We start from the raw sequence: 15,297 nt of genomic DNA on the forward strand, positions 1-15,297 counted from the left end.
CAACCAGTCAAACACTGGTGGCTTCGTGGTGACTATCCGCGCAAGCATCAAGGACTTCGCAGCTGGCAAGCGATGGTTCGTCGGCCTAGTGGGCAGCGTCTCAGACGTGCTGACAGGATGCGTTCTCAAGTCGCCCTCACGCGACGTACTCGTATTCCTTGTCCTCGGGATCGTCGGGATGCCAATCAATCTCGCCGTTAGGCCCGGTGTAGATCGCATCATTGAGTGGCGTAACTTCGATGCACTCGCCGGCTGGGTTGAAGCGCAGATAGAGAGCGTTGCCGATCTTGAGGTGCATGAAGCCCGCTTTGTCGCCCTGCATCTTGTCGATTAACCGGCGCAGGGCTTGGTTGGCCTTGGTACGAGCTGCGTAACGGGTTTCCGCGTCCTCGTGGTGGATTGCTGCCTTGGCGGCTTCTAGCTCGACAAGACTTTCCTGCGGTGAGGCCGTGCCCCGCGCAATTTCAAGTTCGCGCTGGGTGCGTGTCCGTTGTGCCTCGTCGGCATCGATTTCGATTTCAAGTTGACTTGCTTTCTGGGCCAGCACCTTACTGAACACGGCAGTTAGGTTCTCTACAATTTGGTCGAGTGCCTGTCGCTTGATAGCGATTTGTCGGTCTTGCTCCGCAACGCTGGTCATCAACTGACCAACGCGGCTATCCGGTGCGAAGTCCGTCTGCTTCTGCATCCAGTAGATCAGCACGTCGATCAAGCCGGCTTCCAGCACCTCGTACTTGATACCCTTCTTGTTGTCGCACTTGTAACGCCGAAGGGCATTTCCGCACTTGAGATAGCTACGAGTGGTCTTGATCGTGTGGCTGCGCGTTGTGCCGTTCTTGTTCTTCTGCGTGATTACAGTTCCGGCCTTAGTCATGCCGTTCTGCTTCAGCGAACCACCGCAATGCCAGCACTTTGCAATTCCGGTGAACAGGTTGGGGAAGCTAAGGTCGCCCTGTGCGGTCCATCCGGTGCGCGTCTTGCGAATCGCCTGTACTCGGTTGAACTTCTCCGCCGTGATTACCTGTGGGTAATAGTCGGGGATCACAAAGCCCTTACTGGCTTTGGCGTTGGTGCCCTGTCTGGTCTTTGGCTCATACTCGCCTAGTACGGTGCGGCTCGTCAGGTGCTTGTGCAGACTACCTACGTTCCAGCCTTCGGCGCTCGTCTTGTGCTTGCCTAGCCCCCAAAGCGGTTCATTGCGGTCGTTCAGCTGCCGAGCGATCCACGGCAAACCCTTGCCCTCGATGTACCAATCATAAATCTCGTTGAGCACCGCGACCTTGTGCGCGTTCGGATGAACAGTGCGCGTGACCTCCTTGCCGCTTTTCGTAACCGTCACATCGAGCCAGCTGGGTACAATCGAAGTGGCCACGTTGCCACTTCCGTTCCCGTTTTGTGCTTCTTCGATCTTCGACTTCCACGCGGATTTGAGCCGATTGCTCTTCTTCTGGCTTTCTTCAAGGGCGAGTTCTGCTTCGACAATCAGGCGTAATGCCTGCCCCATGTCGATCCGCGAATGCGCGGGATAGATGTGCTTGGGACTCCACGTAGCGACAGTTACACCGTGCTTCGTGAATAACCGGATGATCTCGAAAGCTGTCTCGTAACCCGCGCGGGTAAGTCGATCTAGGTTCTCAACAACGAGCACAGCCCCATTGTCGAAGTGACCGGCTGTGGCCTTTTTCTCAAACTGGTAAAGCTGCGCGCCCTCTGTTCGGTTCGTGCCATGAAAGGCGCTTTTGCCCTCATCGACCATTTCCCGGTCGGGCGCATATTCCCAGCCCTCGTCTTGTATGAGGCGTCGGGCGCCCTCAAGCTGTCGAGCAACGCTGTCGCCGTCTTGCTGCTCAAGTGTCGAAAAACGCGCGTAAATCCAGGCAGGCTGTCCCATGTCTGTTCGCGTATAGCCGACGATTCCCTAACGCAACGTGCTGGTGTGCGGCGCTTTATGAAGAACACGAATGTCTCGCGCGGCCGCACCGGCGCTGGCTCTGCCGCGACATAGGGCAGCCCCTCCGGCTGCTGGCCCGCCGCCCAGCCACGCGCCACCTGCGTCCAGCGGTCGAGCGCAGCGGGGGCATAGCCGGCCGGCTCCTCCTCCACCGCATTTTCCAGCCGGGCATAGACGAAGTCACCCGACACATCGGCGATCGCGGGATAGCTCGCCGAATCACCGAACCCGATGGCGACGCCCGCCGCGCGGCACAGCGCAACGAACTCGGGCACCGCGAAGCTGTCGTGTCGCACCTGCACCGCGTGGCGCAGCGCGACGCCCTCATGCGCCGCCGGCAACAGCGCCAGGAAAGCGGCGAAATCCTCGGCATCGAATCTTCGCGTGGCGGCGAATTGCCACAGGATCGGCCCCAGCCGGTCGCCCAGCTCGACGATCCCCTGCCCGACGAATCGCGCAACGGATTCGCCCGCCTCCGCCAGCACCTTGCGCGTCACGCAATAGCGCGACGCCTTCAGCGCAAAGACGAAGCCGTCGGGCGCCGTCTTCGCCCAGCCGGCAAAGGTCTCCGGCTTGAAGCTGGAGTAGAAGGTGCCGTTCACCTCGATCGCGGTGAGATGGCTCGCGGCATATTCCAGCTCGCGCTTGATCGGCCATTTCGGCGGATAGAAGGTTCCGCGCCAGGGCTCGAAGGTCCAGCCGCCAATGCCAACGCGAATCGGTGCATCCGTCATGCCCGATGTGTAGCGCGCCGGACGCCCAAGCGAACCCCGCCCGCGAAACGCGCTGCGCCCGCGTAATGCGTCGGAACATCCAACGATGTGGCGGGCTGTGCTGATGATTGGCGCGAGATCATTCTCGCTGGGTCGCTGCCCTGATTGGCAGCGACTGGAGCGGGCGAAGGGATTCGAACCCTCGACCCCAACCTTGGCAAGGTTGTGCTCTACCCCTGAGCTACGCCCGCTCTGGCGCCGTGTCCCGGATGCTTCCGGGCTGGGTGAGGCGCGGCCACTAGCAGCGACTTTTTGACCCTGCAACCCCAAAATATTCAGAAACGTTACGTCACCGTCTGAAACATTGACCGAAGCGGCCCTTCCCCTTTAGTCCGCCCCTTGCATGACCGCCCCTACCATATTGCTCGTGGAGGACGATCCGGCGCTGCGTATGCTCACCGCTCGCGCGCTCCAGGAAAACGGCTTCAACGTCCGGCCCGCCTCGGCCGCGCCCGAAATGTGGCTCGCGCTTGATTCGGGCCCGGTCGATCTCGTGCTGCTCGATATCATGTTGCCGGGCACCAGCGGGATCGATCTGTGTCGATCGCTGCGCCAGAAAAGCGACGTGCCGATCATCTTCATGTCGGCGCGCTCCAGCGAAACCGATCGCGTGGTCGGGCTGGAGCTTGGCGCGGACGATTACATCGCCAAGCCGTTCGGCGTGCGCGAGCTCGTCGCACGCGTGCGCGCCGTGCTGCGCCGTCCGGCGCTCGACCGCCGCTCGGGTGAGGGCGACCATGGCATGCTCCGCTTCGAAGGCTGGACGGTGAACCTGCCGCGCCGTGAGCTGACTTCGCCGACCGGCGCCTCTGTCGACCTCACCGGGGCGGAATTCGATCTGCTGGTGGCGCTCGCCGACCATGCACAGCGCGTGATCGCGCGCGAACGCCTGATCGAATTGTCGCGCACGCGCCTCGGCGACAGTTCGGACCGCTCGATCGACGTGCTGGTCAGCCGGCTGCGGCGCAAGCTGTCGAGCGCGGGCGAACAGGCCCCGATCGTCACCGTGCGCGGCGTCGGCTACATGCTCAACGTTCCCGTGGAGCGCAGTTGAGGCGCTGGATCCCCTCCGTCGGCCTGCTCGGGCAGGTCGTCGCGATTCTCCTCCTCACCATGGTCATCGAGTTCGGCGTGTCGACCGCGCTGTACGAGCGGGCGAGCGAGTTTTCCGTCCGGGATGACGAGGCACGGCGCCTCGCCGAACATCTCGTCATCACCCGCCGGCTGATGGAGGATCGCTCGGCGTCGCAGCGGCCGGCGCTGGCGAACGAGCTGACCACCGATCGCTACGAAGTGCAGTGGCACGATGCCACGTTGGTACCGCCCGCGCCCGATCCCGCGCTCGATCCGATGCGCCGCCAGATCGTCGAGTGGGAGCCGGCCTTGCGCACCGGCGACATCCGGCTTCGGCTGATCGCGCCGGCGCGCAATTCCAAGGTGATGGGGGCGCTGCGGCTGCGCGATGGCAGCTGGCTGCAATTCCGCACGCTGGAGGCGGTGGCGAAGCTCAACTTCGCCTATGAACGCGTGCTGCTGGGGCTGGTCCCGGCGGTCGCGCTGATGATTCTCGGCGGCCTGATGCTGCGCCGGACGCTGAAACCGCTCAAGCAACTGGCGGAGGCGGCTGATCGTGTCGGCCATTATGAGGTCGGCTCCGTCCCGGAGGACGGCCCGCGTGAGGTGCGGCGACTGGTCACGGCGTTCAACCGGATGCAGGCGCGAATCGCCGCGCTGATCGAGGCGCGCACCCAGTCGCTCGCCGCGGTCGGCCACGACCTGCGCACCCCGCTTGCCCGGCTGCGGCTGCGCACCGAATCGATTCCCAGCGACGAGGTGCGCGCCGCGATCGGGCAGGACGTGTCCGAAATGGAGGCGATGATTGCGTCGCTGCTCGCCTTCCTGGGCGGCGATAGCGATCCGGAGAAGCCCACCGCGCTCGATCTCGCCGTGCTGTGCGCGACGCTGGTCGATGACGCGACCGACCGCGGTCATGAGGCGACCTATGTCGGCCCCGACCATTTCGAGCTGCGGCTGCGTCGCCTCGCCATGAAGCGCGCGCTGACCAATCTCGTCGAGAATGCGCTCCATTATGGGGAGCGGGTCACCGTCGTGCTGGAACCGGGCGACGGGGTGGTGACGATTCGCGTGATGGATGACGGGCCGGGCATTCCCGAAAACCAGATGGACGCGGTGCTCGAGCCGTTCGTGCGGCTCGACCCGGCGCGCGGGCGCGACACGGTTGGCTTCGGACTCGGCCTGCCGATCGTCGTGCAGGCGATCGCGGCAGAGGGTGGGCAGCTGATGCTGTCCAACCGCGCCAGCGGCGGATTGGTGGCCACCGTCACCTTACCCATCACCCGCCTCGCCTGATCCACCAGACATTAAATGTAACGTTGGCGCTGCGGTCCAGAAAAGCGCAGCAACTAAATAAGCTGTTCCAGTTTTTTTAGGAGCAGCCCCGTGAACGAACTCATCGGCCGCGTCTTCGACTTCGAAAAGAAGGTCTATGAAGATAGCCGCGCGCTTTATTCGAAGCTCGCCAATCATGGGCAGGAACCAAAGGCGCTGATCATCAGCTGCGCGGATTCGCGTATTGTGCCTGAGCAGATCATGCAGGCGCAGCCGGGCGACCTGTTCGTCTGCCGCAACGCCGGCAACATTGTGCCGCCTTACGCGACACAGAATGGCGGCGTCACCTCGACGGTCGAATACGCCATCGCGGCCCTCGGCATCCGCGACATCATTGTCTGCGGTCACTCCGATTGCGGCGCGATGAAGGGCCTGGCTGGCGATCCGGCGAAGCTTGAGCCGATGCCCAACGTCGCCGCCTGGCTGCGTCACGGCTCCGCCGCACGCCAGGTCGTCGATTCGAGCTATACCGAACTGGAGGATGGCGCCCGCATCCGCGCGATCAGCCTCGAGAACGTCGTGGTTCAGCTGGCGCACCTGCGCACCCATCCGTCGGTCGCCGCCGGCATCGCGCGCGGCGAGATCGCGCTGCACGGCTGGTTCGTCGACATCCACAATGGCCAGATGCTGGCGCTGAACGGCGAAACCTCGCGGTTCGAGGCCGTCCGTGCCGACAAGCCGCTGCCGGTCGCCCTTCCCGCCGGGAAGCGCCTGGCGGCTGACTTCATCATGCAAGAGGCAGCCGAGTAATGAGACAGGATGCGATCGAGCGCCCTGGCGTCTCCATACCTTCATTGAAGTTCTTCGGTCGGGACTTCACCGCCTCGATCGTGGTCTTCCTCGTCGCGATGCCCCTTTGCATGGGCATCGCGATCGCTTCTGGCGTGGCACCGGAAAAGGGCCTGATCACCGGCATCATCGGCGGCATCGTCGTCGGTGCGCTGGCGGGTTCCCCGCTTCAGGTGTCGGGCCCCGCCGCTGGCCTTGCGGTCATCGTCTTCGAACTGGTGCGTGATCTTGGCCTGTCGGCACTGGGTCCGATCCTGATTCTCGCTGGCGGGATTCAGGTGGTCGCCGGCATCTTCCGCCTCGGCGGATGGTTCCGCGCGATCAGCCCGGCAGTGGTCCACGGCATGCTTGCGGGCATCGGCGTGCTGATCGTCGTCGGCCAGTTCCACGTGCTGTTCGATCACAAGCCGCTGTCATCGGGCCTAGAGAATCTGGCAGCGATGCCGGGTCGCCTGCTCGGCCTGTCGTCGGACCTGCGCGCCACCGAACTCGCCTTCATGATCGCGCTGCTCACCATCGGCGGCATGGTCGGCTGGGAGAAATTCCGCCCGAAATCATTGCGTCTGGTGCCGGGCGCGCTGGTCGGCGTCGTCGCGGCGACGCTGCTCACCGTCATCCTCGGCCTCGACGTCGCCAAGGTCGTCGTTCCCGAATCGATCATCGGCGCGATCACCCCGCCCGAAAGCGGCTTCCTGGGCCGTTTCGCCGAACCGGCCATCCTGACCGCCGCGGTCGCCATCGCCTTCATCGCCTCGGCCGAAACGCTGCTGTCGGCAGCCGCGGTCGACAAGATGCACGACGGCGTGCGCACCGACTATAACAAGGAACTGCGCGCGCAGGGCATCGGCAACCTCCTGTGCGGTTTCGCCGGCTCGCTGCCGATGACGGGCGTGATCGTGCGTTCGTCCGCCAATGTGCAGGCCGGCGCCGTCACCCGGTCGTCGGCGATCCTGCACGGCGTCTGGATCCTCGGCTTCGTCGCACTGCTGCCGTGGCTGCTGCGCGCCATCCCGATGGCGTCGCTGGGCGCGGTACTGGTCGTCACCGGCTGGCGCCTGGTCAGCCTGAAGCATGCGCAGCACCTGTATCGTGACTATGGCGTCCTGCCGGTCGTAATCTGGGCCGCGACGCTGATCATGGTGGTCGCCACCGATCTGCTGACCGGCGTTCTGGTCGGCATCGGCCTGACGGTGCTGGAACTGGTGCCCAACCTGCGCCGCCTCCGCCTGCGCGTGTTCGAGCAGCAGGAGGGCGAATCGCACGCCATTTCGCTGGACGGCGCGGCAACCTTCGTCACCCTGCCCAAGCTGTCGGCCACGCTCGATCGCGTGCCGGCAGGCGCCCCGGTCCGCCTCGACGTGTCGAAGCTTGATGCGGTGGACCATACGTCGGCGGAATTGCTGCGTGACTGGTTCCAGCGTCGCAAGGCGGCTGGTACGCCGGTCGAATTGCGCGGCCAGCGCGGGCGGATCGCCGCGCTCGCGGTCTGACCATCAACCACTAACAACGACCCGCCCGGAAACACTTTGACGCAATTCAGCAATATTACATTCATTTTGCTGCGATAGCGTCAAGGTGTCCGGCCAGCGAGCGACCGCTCCCTTAGAGGGAGGAGGAGCGCAAGCGGACCGGAAGCAGGAGGAGCCTCTGCCAACAGGAGGTTCCATGATGTTTCTGAAGTATCTGCCTGCCGCGCTCCTCGCGGTCGCCGCTCTTCCCGCTCAGGCCCAGGAAGAGCCTCCCAAACCCATCACCGTCAGTGGCAGCGTCGCCCTTGTCTCCGACTATCGCTATCGCGGCGTGTCGCAGACCGACAAGGAAATGGCGATCCAGGGCGGGATCACCGTCAGCCACGAAAGCGGCGTCTATGCCGGAGTCTGGGCATCCAACCTCGCCGGCTGGGGCACGTTCGGCGGTTCCAACATGGAACTCGACCTCATCGGCGGCTTCGCCACCGAAGTGTCGCCCGGCGTCAACCTCGACGTGGGCCTGACATGGTACATGTACCCCGGCGGCGCCAACAAGACCGACTTTGCCGAACCTTATGTGAAGGTCTCGGGCACGCTCGGCCCCGTTACCCTCCTCACCGGTATCGCCTATGCGCCCCAGCAGCAGGCGCTCGGCCGCTGGTATTTCTCCGGCGCCGATGCGGCCGCGGGGATCTACAACGATCCGGGCGACAAGGAGGACAATCTCTACCTCTGGGTCGACGGCTCGGTCGGCATCCCCTCGACGCCGCTCACCGCCAAGGCGCATATCGGCTTTTCCGACGGCAACCGCGGCCTTGGCCCCAACGGCACCAGCATCGCCCCGACGGGCAAATATCTCGACTATATGATCGGGCTGGACTTCGCGGTCCCCAACACGCCGCTCACGCTGGGCGTCGCGTTCGTCGACACCAACCTGAAGAAGCGCGAGATCGCGTATCTCCAGCCCAATTTCTCCTCGACCAAGAACGGCAGCCGGATCGATTCGGATCAGGTCGTCTTCTCGGTCGCCGCGGCGTTCTGATCCGCCCTGAACTTGTGCTTTAGCGGCGGGCGGGGGGTTTGCTTCCCCTCGCCCGTCCCCACATAAGGGCGCGAACCATCAATCGGGAGCAGCCCTTGGCTACGCTGGGAATGAGTGCCGCGGAAAAGGAAGCCGTCCAGGCGTTCCGCACGGATGTGGTCGAGCCGTCGATGACGAAGCTCGTCATTATCGATTTCTGGGCCGAATGGTGCGGCCCGTGCAAGGCGCTGACTCCTGTCCTGGAAAAGGTCGCCGCCGCATACGCTGACAAGGGCGTCGTGCTGGCCAAGGTCGATACCGACAAGAACCAGTTCATCGCCTCGCAATTCCAGATCCGCTCGATCCCGACCGTCTATGCGATGTTCCAGGGTCAGCTGGTCGCCGACCTGACCAGCGCACGCACCGAATCGGCGCTGCGCACGATGCTCGATCAATTGCTGCGCCAGCTCCCGATCCAGGGCGAGGCGCAGTCGCAGGAGGCGGAGCTGGAGCCGCTGATCGCGATGGGCGAACAGGTGCTGGCCGAGGGCGACGCCGAACGCGCGCTGTCGATCTTCGACCAGCTCGTCGAAATGGCGCCCGAGCATCCCGCCGTCCTGTCCGGCCGCATCCGCGCGCTGGTCGCCGTGGGCGCGCATGACGAGGCGCAGGCGATGCTCGATACGCTGCCGGAGGAGGTCGCCAAGCGCCCCGACATCGAACGCGCCCGTGCCGCTTTGGCGCTCGCGCAATCGGCTCCTGTCGTCGATGACCTCGCCCCGCTTGAGGCCGCCGTCGCCGCCAACCCGGACGATCATCAGGCGCGCTTCGACCTCGCCAATGCGCAGATGGCGGCGGGCAACCGCGATCCCGCCGCCGACAACCTCCTCGCCATCATCGCCAGCGAGCGTGACTGGAACGAGGGCGCGGCGCGGCAGCAGCTGCTGAAACTGTTCGAGGTCGTCGGGCTGGAGGATCCGTGGGTGTCGGCGCAGCGCCGCCGGCTGTCCGCCATCCTGTTCGGATGACCCGGCTCTCCATCTTCCCCCTGCCGGGCGCCCTCCTCTTCCCGGGCATGCACCTGCCGCTGCACATTTTCGAGCCGCGTTACCGGGCGATGATCTCGGACGCGATGGCGCGCGACCGGCGGATCGGCATGGTCCAGCCGCGGATGATGGAGGCGGGCGCTGGCGACAAGCCGGCGCTCTACGACATCGGCTGCGTCGGGCGGATCGCCGATATCGAGATGCTGGACGATGGCCGCTCCAACTTGGTGCTTGAGGGCGTCGCCCTGTTCCGCATCGAGCGCGAGCTCGATGTCGCCACCCTGTTCCGTCAGGTCGAGGCGACGCTGCTGCCCGAGCCCGAGCCCGAGACGCTGTCCTTGGGCGAACGCTCCGCGCTGGAACTGGAGGCACGCCGCTTCGCCGAGCATCAGGGCTATGCCGTCGACTGGGAGGCGGTCGCCCGCCTCGACGACCAGAGCCTCGTCAACGGCATCGCGCAGATCGCCCCCTTCGACGTCGCCGCCAAGCAGGCGCTGCTCGAGGCGGACGGCATCAAGGTGCGCGCGGACCTGATCGTCCAGCTGATGCAATTCTTCGGCCGCCATGACGGCGATGACCGGGTGACGCTGCAGTGACCGGAGACAAGCCGGCAGCGACGATCGACCCCTGGCTGCTCGAACGGCTGGTCTGCCCGGTCACGCGCACCCCGCTGGTGCTGGACGAGGCGGCTGGCGAGCTTGTCTCCGCCGCCGCCGGCCTCGCCTATCCGATTCGCGATGGCGTGCCCGTCCTCCTCGTCGAGGAAGCCCGCCACATCGCGCCCGCATCAACGGCCTGAGCCAGGCACCGCGCACTCATTAGCGGACACAAGAAAGGGCGCCGGTGCGATTGGCACCAGCGCCCTTTGCATGATCGCGGGCGAGCAGCGCCCGATCGCGCGCGCTCGCCCCGGCGGATCAGTTCAGCACCACCGTCACCGCACGGCGGTTCTGGGCCCAGCTCTCCTCGTCCGAGCCGAGCGCCAGCGGACGCTCCTTGCCATAGCTGATCGTGGTGATGCGGCTCGGCGACACGCCGCGCGCGACGAGGTAGTTCTTCGCCGCATTGGCGCGGCGATCGCCCAGCGCGAGGTTGTATTCGCGCGTGCCGCGCTCGTCGGCATGGCCCTCGATCGTCACGCGCACGTTCGGGTACCGCTGCAGCCACACGACCTGGCTGTCCAGGATGCCGCGCGCGGTGCCGTCGATGTCATATTGGTCCAGCCCGAAATTGACCGTGTCGCTGGTGACGGAGCGCTTGAAATCCTCCGCCGAGCCCGGCGTCACCACGCCATCCACCGGCCCGGTCTGGCCGGTCTGGCCCGTCGTCGGCGCTTCGCCCGGCGCCGGCGGCAGCACTTCCGGCCGCTTCTTGGAACAGGCCGCAGTGGTCACCAATGCCGTCGCGAGCAGGATGGTGGTCGTTAGTCTGGCCATTCTCTTTTCTCCCATTTTCTGCCCCGTTGCCCCCCAGGTAACAGTATCCAGTAACAATTTTACGGCCGAAGCGGACCCCATGACGGGTCCGACCCGTCGAGCGGCGTCGGCACGCGGCGTTCGTTGACGCCCGTCAGGTCGACCGACCACAGGTCCGCCTTGCCGCTGCGTCCCTGCGCGGAGCGGTAGAACATCAGCACCCGGCCGTTGGGCGCCCAGCTCGGCCCCTCGTCGTGCCAGCCATTGGTCAGGATCTTCTCGCCCCCGCCATTGGCGTTCATGATACCGATGCGGAAGCCACCCGACATGCGCGTGAAGGCGATCATGTCGCCGCGCGGGCTCCATGCCGGCGTACCATAGCGCCCACCGCCGAAGCTGATGCGCTGCTGGTTCGAACCATCGGCGTTCATCACATACAATTGCTGCCCGCCGGACCGGTCGCTCTCGAACACGATCTTGCTGCCGTCGGGCGAATAGCTGCCGCCGGTGTCGATGCCCGGCGAATTGGTCAGCCGCTGCGGCGTGCCGCCGGCGGCGGGCACGCGGTACAGGTCGGTGTTGCCGCCCGTCGCCATCGAGAACAGGATCCAGCGCCCATCGGGCGAGAAGCGCGGCGCGAAGGTCGTCGCGACATTCTGCACCACCAGCCGCTGCCGCCCGCTGCCGATCTCATAGACATAGATGCCCGGCACACGCCCGACATAGCTCATGTACACGATCGACTGCTGGTTGGGCGAGAAGCGCGGCGTCAGCACGATCGACTGGCCGTTGGTCAGGAAACGGTGGTTGGCGCCATCCTGGTCCATGATCGACAGGCGCTTGATGCGCTTGTCCTTGGTCCCGGTTTCCGAGACATAGACGACGCGGCTGTCGAAATACGGCCCCTCGCCGGTCAGGCGGGTATAGACCATGTCGGCGCATTTGTGCGCCGCGCGCCGCCAGTCGGACGGCGGCACGACGAAGCCCTGGCGCATCAGCTCGGTCTGCGCCGACACGTCGTACAGATAGCAGCCGACCGTCAGCGTCCCGTCGCCATTGGCGCGGATATAGCCCTGCACCAGCGCCTGTGCGCCCGTCCCGCCCCAGTAACTGAACGCCGGGCTCTGCACCTCGGGGAACATGACCGCCCGCAGCTGTGCCGGCGGCAATGGCGAGAACAGCCCCGAATTGCGCAGGTCGTTGGTGACGATCTCCGCCAGCTGCCGCCCCAGCGCGTCGGTCGACCCGGCCGGCGTCTGCACCACCGTGGCGGGCGGCATGTACGGGATTGCGATCGGCATCGGCGCGGAAATGCCGCCCGTTACGTCGACTTCCAGCGGGCCGCCCGTGGTCTGCGCCGGCGCCGCCGCAGTCGCTGGTGCGGGCACGTTGAGCGGCGTCGGCGGCACGTCCTGCGCCGAGGCGGTCGTCGCCAGCAGCGTCATGAACAGCGCCATCGCGCCGGCGCGCATCCGGCGGGAAGGCGCATCGGCGCGCGCGGGTGCCGGCGAACGCCCAAGCGGCCCGTGACGGTCAAAATCGTGATCGGTCATCACCGCAGCTTCCATTTGAAGTTGATGTTGTTCCAGCCGCCATTGGGCGTGTCGTAATATTCCGGTGGCAGCTTCAACGGTGAACAGCCCTTGAACGCGGCAATGCCCAGGTCCTTCACGCGCTGCGCATAACGCTCGTTCTGCGGCGTGACCCCGGTCTGACGCACCATCGTCGGCGTCGCCGCCAGCGTGCCATTCTCGTTGAGCCTGAGGTTCAGGGTCGTGACGATCTCGTTCGCGCCGGGGCCCGGGTCGACCTGGCGATCGGCGCACGGCTGGATCTGCCGCGCGATCGCCTGGACGATCGAGGCAAGCGCCGCCCCGTCGATCTTCGCCGCACGCGGCGTCTGGCTGCGGCTGGTCGACTTCTCGGTGCTCAGCCCCTTCAGGAAATCGTCGCCCAGCCGGCCGCCTTTGGGCCGCGCCGCCTTGGATTCGCTGTCGGATCCTGATCCGCGCGCCTTGGCGGCCACCTTTGCCTTGGCATCAGCCGCTGCCTTGGCCTTGGCGTCGGCCGCCGCCTTCGCCTTGGCCGCTGCTTCTTTGGCGGCGGCTTCCGCCGCGGCCGCCTTCTTCGCTGCCTCGCGCTCGGCCGCCGGGTTCGCCTTGGGCTTGGGCGCAGGCTTGGGCTTCTCAACCGGCTTGGGGGCCGGCTGCGGCTTGGGCGGCGCGGGCTTTGGCTTGGGCTCCGCCTTGGGCGCGGCCTTGGGTGCAGGCGCGGGCGGCGCCGGCTTTGGCGCAGGTTGGGGCGCAGGCTGGGGCGGCGCGGGCGCAGGTTCGGGCGCAGGCGCGGGCTCGGCCGGGGCGGGCGGCGCGGCATCGTCCGGCTCGCCTGTCTCGGGCGCGACCGACTGTGCCGGCTCCTCCACCGCTTGCGGCGCCGTCGCTTCCAGCCCGACGTCCTTGACCAGGCTGACCTCGATCGGCTGCTGCTTCAGTTTTTCGGGATTGGGCGTCGCCAGGAAGCCGACCGACAGCAACCCGAACAGGATCAGATGTCCTGCCAGCGCAAGTCCCAGCCCGATGCGTTCCGACCGGTCCATCCGGGTCATTCGTCCCCGATCGTCACCAGCGCGACGCGGTTCAGCCCGGCGCGGTTCAGCTCGCCCATCACGCGCATCACCTGCCCGTAATCCAGCGCACGGTCGGCACGCAGATATACTTGCGGCGGATCACCCTCGCCGGATTCGGCGGCAATCGCGTCCAGCCGCGCGGGCAGCGCGTCGGCCGCTATCTCGTTCTTGGCGATGAAGATCCGGCCATCGGCGTCGAGCGAGATTTCGGTCGGCTCCTTGTCCTGGTCCAGCGGCTTGGCGCGGCTGTCGGGCAGGTTCACCGGCACGCCCGCGGTCAGCAGCGGCGCAGTGACCATGAAGATGATCAGCAGCACCAGCATCACGTCGACCAGCGGCGTGACGTTGATCTCCGCCATCGGTGCGCGGCGCCCGCCGGATCGCTGCGAGGGTAGCTGCATCGCCATGGCTCAGCCCTCCTGCACGGCGTGATCGATCGACGGCATCATGCTCACCGCTCGCGATCGAGCTGGCGCGACAGCGTCGCGTGGAAGCCGTCGGCAAAGCGGTTCAGCCGTGCCTCGATCCGGTTGATGCTGTGGCTGAAGCGATTGTAGGCGATCACCGCCGGAATGGCCGCGAAAAGCCCGATCGCGGTCGCGAACAACGCCTCGGCGATGCCAGGCGCGACGACGGCGAGGCTCGTATTCTGCTGGCTGGCGATGCTGGTGAAGCTGCGCATGATGCCCCACACCGTGCCGAACAGGCCGACGAACGGCGCGACCGAGCCGACCGTCGCCAGCACGTTCAGCCGGTCCGACAGATTGTCGATCTCGTTGGCGACTGCCGCGCCCATGGTGGTCGCCAGCCGCTCGCGCGTGCCGCCGCGATCGATCACCGATCCCTGCGTCGATCGCCGCCATTCGGCGACGCCGGCGGCAAAGACGCGGGCGCTCGGCAGATCCTCTTCGGCGCGCGTCTTGTAGAAGGCGTCGACATCGTCCGCCTTCCAGAAATCGCGCTCGAACTTCTCGGTCGCCTTCCGCGTCCGGCCCAGCTTGCGCCAGAAGGAAAAGATGATCGCCCAGGTCCAGATGCTGGCAGCGAGCAGGCCGAACATCACGCCCTTCACCACGAAATCGGCCTGCAGGAACAGGGCGATGGGCGACAGGGTAGCAGCGTCGGTATTGAAGAACGGGTTCAAGGCCTCAAGTCCCCCTTGTCGGCAAGTGCGCCGAAACGTTCGATCCAGTCACGCGGTTGCCGCCGGGGTCGCCCCGACGGTGCCACCAGCGCCGCGACGACATCCGCGTCGGCCAGCACAAGCGCGTCGCGCATGACTCGTTGATGAATGGAAACGCTGGCCGCGCGCACCTCGGTTACTCGCGTGACGACGACCAGTGCATCGTCCAGCCGTGCCGGCGCGCGATAGCGGATCGCCAGGCTGGTGACGGCATAGGCACCCTCGCCCGCTTCATGCACCGCGCGCTGGTCGATCCCGGCCAGCCGCAGCATGTCCGATCGCCCGCGTTCCATGAAGCGCAGGTAATTGGCGTGGTACACGATGCCCGACAGGTCGGTGTCTTCGAAATAGACGCGGATGGGCAGGCGATGCTCGACCCCGACGAAGCGGCCTTCCACAGGCTGATCGATGCGGCCGGTCTCCATTACCGGCCTGTTAACCGAAGCGGATCGTCGCGAACAGTCCCGTGGCGGGTGGTCAGTCCTGAAGAACCGCCGGATCGACCTCGATCCGCGGCGCACGCGTGCCGACCGCCACCGGGGCCACCGCGGCACGGGTCGCCACGGCCGGCAACGCCGCCGTCGTGCGGGCTGCGCTGGCCGGTGCAGGCGCCGC

Annotated in this window: 15 protein-coding genes, 1 tRNA gene and 1 pseudogene; 8 read left to right on the top strand and 9 right to left on the bottom strand. The window is 66.0% G+C overall.

The features are described from left to right. Window positions 1-136: 136 nt before the first annotated feature. From XM50_RS01090 to XM50_RS01100, 3 genes and pseudogenes are all read right to left on the bottom strand, one after another. On the bottom strand, window positions 137-1,891 hold the full coding sequence (locus XM50_RS01090) for a recombinase family protein (protein ID WP_082102608.1): 1,755 nt from the start codon (window positions 1,889-1,891) through the stop codon (window positions 137-139). 56 nt (window positions 1,892-1,947) lie between these two features. Continuing rightward, a pseudogene (locus XM50_RS01095) lies at window positions 1,948-2,685 on the bottom strand (DUF72 domain-containing protein); the annotation flags it as partial. A 155-nt stretch (window positions 2,686-2,840) separates the two neighbouring features. Then, window positions 2,841-2,915 (bottom strand) — tRNA-Gly (locus XM50_RS01100). Window positions 2,916-3,067: 152 nt separating this feature from the next. Here XM50_RS01100 and XM50_RS01105 point away from each other — a divergent pair. The 8 genes from XM50_RS01105 (at window position 3,068) to XM50_RS01140 (ending at window position 10,257) form a co-directional block, all read left to right on the top strand. Beyond that, window positions 3,068-3,778 carry a response regulator transcription factor gene (locus XM50_RS01105; RefSeq protein WP_046406678.1) on the top strand — a complete coding sequence of 237 codons (711 nt, stop codon included), beginning with the start codon at window positions 3,068-3,070 and terminating at the stop codon, window positions 3,776-3,778. Continuing rightward, the gene (locus tag XM50_RS01110) at window positions 3,775-5,094 is read left to right on the top strand and encodes an ATP-binding protein (RefSeq protein WP_046406680.1); all 1,320 of its coding nucleotides are present in this window, start codon (window positions 3,775-3,777) and stop codon (window positions 5,092-5,094) included. The genes XM50_RS01105 and XM50_RS01110 overlap by 4 nt, the downstream gene beginning before the upstream one ends. Window positions 5,095-5,184: 90 nt before the next feature. Beyond that, the gene (locus XM50_RS01115) at window positions 5,185-5,883 is read left to right on the top strand and encodes a carbonic anhydrase (RefSeq protein ID WP_046406681.1); all 699 of its coding nucleotides are present in this window, start codon (window positions 5,185-5,187) and stop codon (window positions 5,881-5,883) included. Continuing rightward, the gene (locus tag XM50_RS01120) at window positions 5,883-7,412 is read left to right on the top strand and encodes a SulP family inorganic anion transporter (RefSeq protein ID WP_046406683.1); all 1,530 of its coding nucleotides are present in this window, start codon (window positions 5,883-5,885) and stop codon (window positions 7,410-7,412) included. The genes XM50_RS01115 and XM50_RS01120 overlap by 1 nt, the downstream gene beginning before the upstream one ends. A gap of 175 nt (window positions 7,413-7,587) precedes the next feature. Further along, window positions 7,588-8,433: a TorF family putative porin gene (locus XM50_RS01125; RefSeq protein WP_046406684.1), complete on the top strand. Its 846-nt coding sequence runs from the start codon at window positions 7,588-7,590 to the stop codon at window positions 8,431-8,433. A gap of 110 nt (window positions 8,434-8,543) precedes the next feature. Next, window positions 8,544-9,440: a tetratricopeptide repeat protein gene (locus XM50_RS01130; RefSeq protein ID WP_046406686.1), complete on the top strand. Its 897-nt coding sequence runs from the start codon at window positions 8,544-8,546 to the stop codon at window positions 9,438-9,440. Next, the gene (locus tag XM50_RS01135) at window positions 9,437-10,054 is read left to right on the top strand and encodes an LON peptidase substrate-binding domain-containing protein (protein ID WP_046406687.1); all 618 of its coding nucleotides are present in this window, start codon (window positions 9,437-9,439) and stop codon (window positions 10,052-10,054) included. Before XM50_RS01130 ends, XM50_RS01135 begins: the two co-directional genes overlap by 4 nt. Then, window positions 10,051-10,257, top strand: a complete 207-nt coding sequence (locus tag XM50_RS01140) for a Trm112 family protein (RefSeq protein WP_046406689.1) — start codon at window positions 10,051-10,053, stop codon at window positions 10,255-10,257. Before XM50_RS01135 ends, XM50_RS01140 begins: the two co-directional genes overlap by 4 nt. Window positions 10,258-10,375: 118 nt before the next feature. Here the strand turns inward: XM50_RS01140 and pal are convergent, their stop codons facing one another. The 6 genes from pal to ybgC form a co-directional block, all read right to left on the bottom strand. Further along, window positions 10,376-10,894: a peptidoglycan-associated lipoprotein Pal gene (gene pal / locus XM50_RS01145; protein ID WP_046406691.1), complete on the bottom strand. Its 519-nt coding sequence runs from the start codon at window positions 10,892-10,894 to the stop codon at window positions 10,376-10,378. A 59-nt stretch (window positions 10,895-10,953) separates the two neighbouring features. Beyond that, window positions 10,954-12,345, bottom strand: a complete 1,392-nt coding sequence (gene tolB, locus XM50_RS01150) for a Tol-Pal system beta propeller repeat protein TolB (RefSeq protein ID WP_082102610.1) — start codon at window positions 12,343-12,345, stop codon at window positions 10,954-10,956. Between the two features lie 80 nt (window positions 12,346-12,425). Beyond that, complete coding sequence (locus XM50_RS01155) at window positions 12,426-13,478, bottom strand: cell envelope biogenesis protein TolA (protein WP_443024625.1); 1,053 nt, start codon at window positions 13,476-13,478, stop codon at window positions 12,426-12,428. Continuing rightward, window positions 13,475-13,906 carry a protein TolR gene (gene tolR / locus XM50_RS01160; protein ID WP_046406693.1) on the bottom strand — a complete coding sequence of 144 codons (432 nt, stop codon included), beginning with the start codon at window positions 13,904-13,906 and terminating at the stop codon, window positions 13,475-13,477. Before tolR ends, XM50_RS01155 begins: the two co-directional genes overlap by 4 nt. Window positions 13,907-13,950: 44 nt before the next feature. Beyond that, complete coding sequence (gene tolQ, locus XM50_RS01165; protein WP_046406694.1) at window positions 13,951-14,643, bottom strand: protein TolQ; 693 nt, start codon at window positions 14,641-14,643, stop codon at window positions 13,951-13,953. Further along, the gene (gene ybgC / locus XM50_RS01170; protein ID WP_046406696.1) at window positions 14,640-15,107 is read right to left on the bottom strand and encodes a tol-pal system-associated acyl-CoA thioesterase; all 468 of its coding nucleotides are present in this window, start codon (window positions 15,105-15,107) and stop codon (window positions 14,640-14,642) included. Before ybgC ends, tolQ begins: the two co-directional genes overlap by 4 nt. Between the last annotated feature and the right edge of the window lie 190 nt (window positions 15,108-15,297).

It is taken from the genome of Sphingomonas sp. Ag1 (genome assembly GCF_000980895.1).
Lineage (GTDB): Bacteria > Pseudomonadota > Alphaproteobacteria > Sphingomonadales > Sphingomonadaceae > Sphingomonas > Sphingomonas panaciterrae.

What these genes read in the sequence shown, in the direction of transcription:
- XM50_RS01090 (WP_082102608.1), bottom strand. Translation starts at nt 1,891, where the DNA reads ATGGGACAGCCTGCCTGGATTTACGCGCGTTTTTCGACACTTGAGCAG.
- XM50_RS01105 (WP_046406678.1), top strand. Translation starts at nt 3,068, where the DNA reads ATGACCGCCCCTACCATATTGCTCGTGGAGGACGATCCGGCGCTGCGT.
- XM50_RS01120 (WP_046406683.1), top strand. Translation starts at nt 5,883, where the DNA reads ATGAGACAGGATGCGATCGAGCGCCCTGGCGTCTCCATACCTTCATTG.
- XM50_RS01125 (WP_046406684.1), top strand. Translation starts at nt 7,588, where the DNA reads ATGATGTTTCTGAAGTATCTGCCTGCCGCGCTCCTCGCGGTCGCCGCT.
- XM50_RS01130 (WP_046406686.1), top strand. Translation starts at nt 8,544, where the DNA reads ATGAGTGCCGCGGAAAAGGAAGCCGTCCAGGCGTTCCGCACGGATGTG.
- XM50_RS01135 (WP_046406687.1), top strand. Translation starts at nt 9,437, where the DNA reads ATGACCCGGCTCTCCATCTTCCCCCTGCCGGGCGCCCTCCTCTTCCCG.
- pal (WP_046406691.1), bottom strand. Translation starts at nt 10,894, where the DNA reads ATGGCCAGACTAACGACCACCATCCTGCTCGCGACGGCATTGGTGACC.
- tolB (WP_082102610.1), bottom strand. Translation starts at nt 12,345, where the DNA reads ATGCGCGCCGGCGCGATGGCGCTGTTCATGACGCTGCTGGCGACGACC.
- XM50_RS01155 (WP_443024625.1), bottom strand. Translation starts at nt 13,478, where the DNA reads ATGACCCGGATGGACCGGTCGGAACGCATCGGGCTGGGACTTGCGCTG.
- tolR (WP_046406693.1), bottom strand. Translation starts at nt 13,906, where the DNA reads ATGGCGATGCAGCTACCCTCGCAGCGATCCGGCGGGCGCCGCGCACCG.
- ybgC (WP_046406696.1), bottom strand. Translation starts at nt 15,107, where the DNA reads ATGGAGACCGGCCGCATCGATCAGCCTGTGGAAGGCCGCTTCGTCGGG.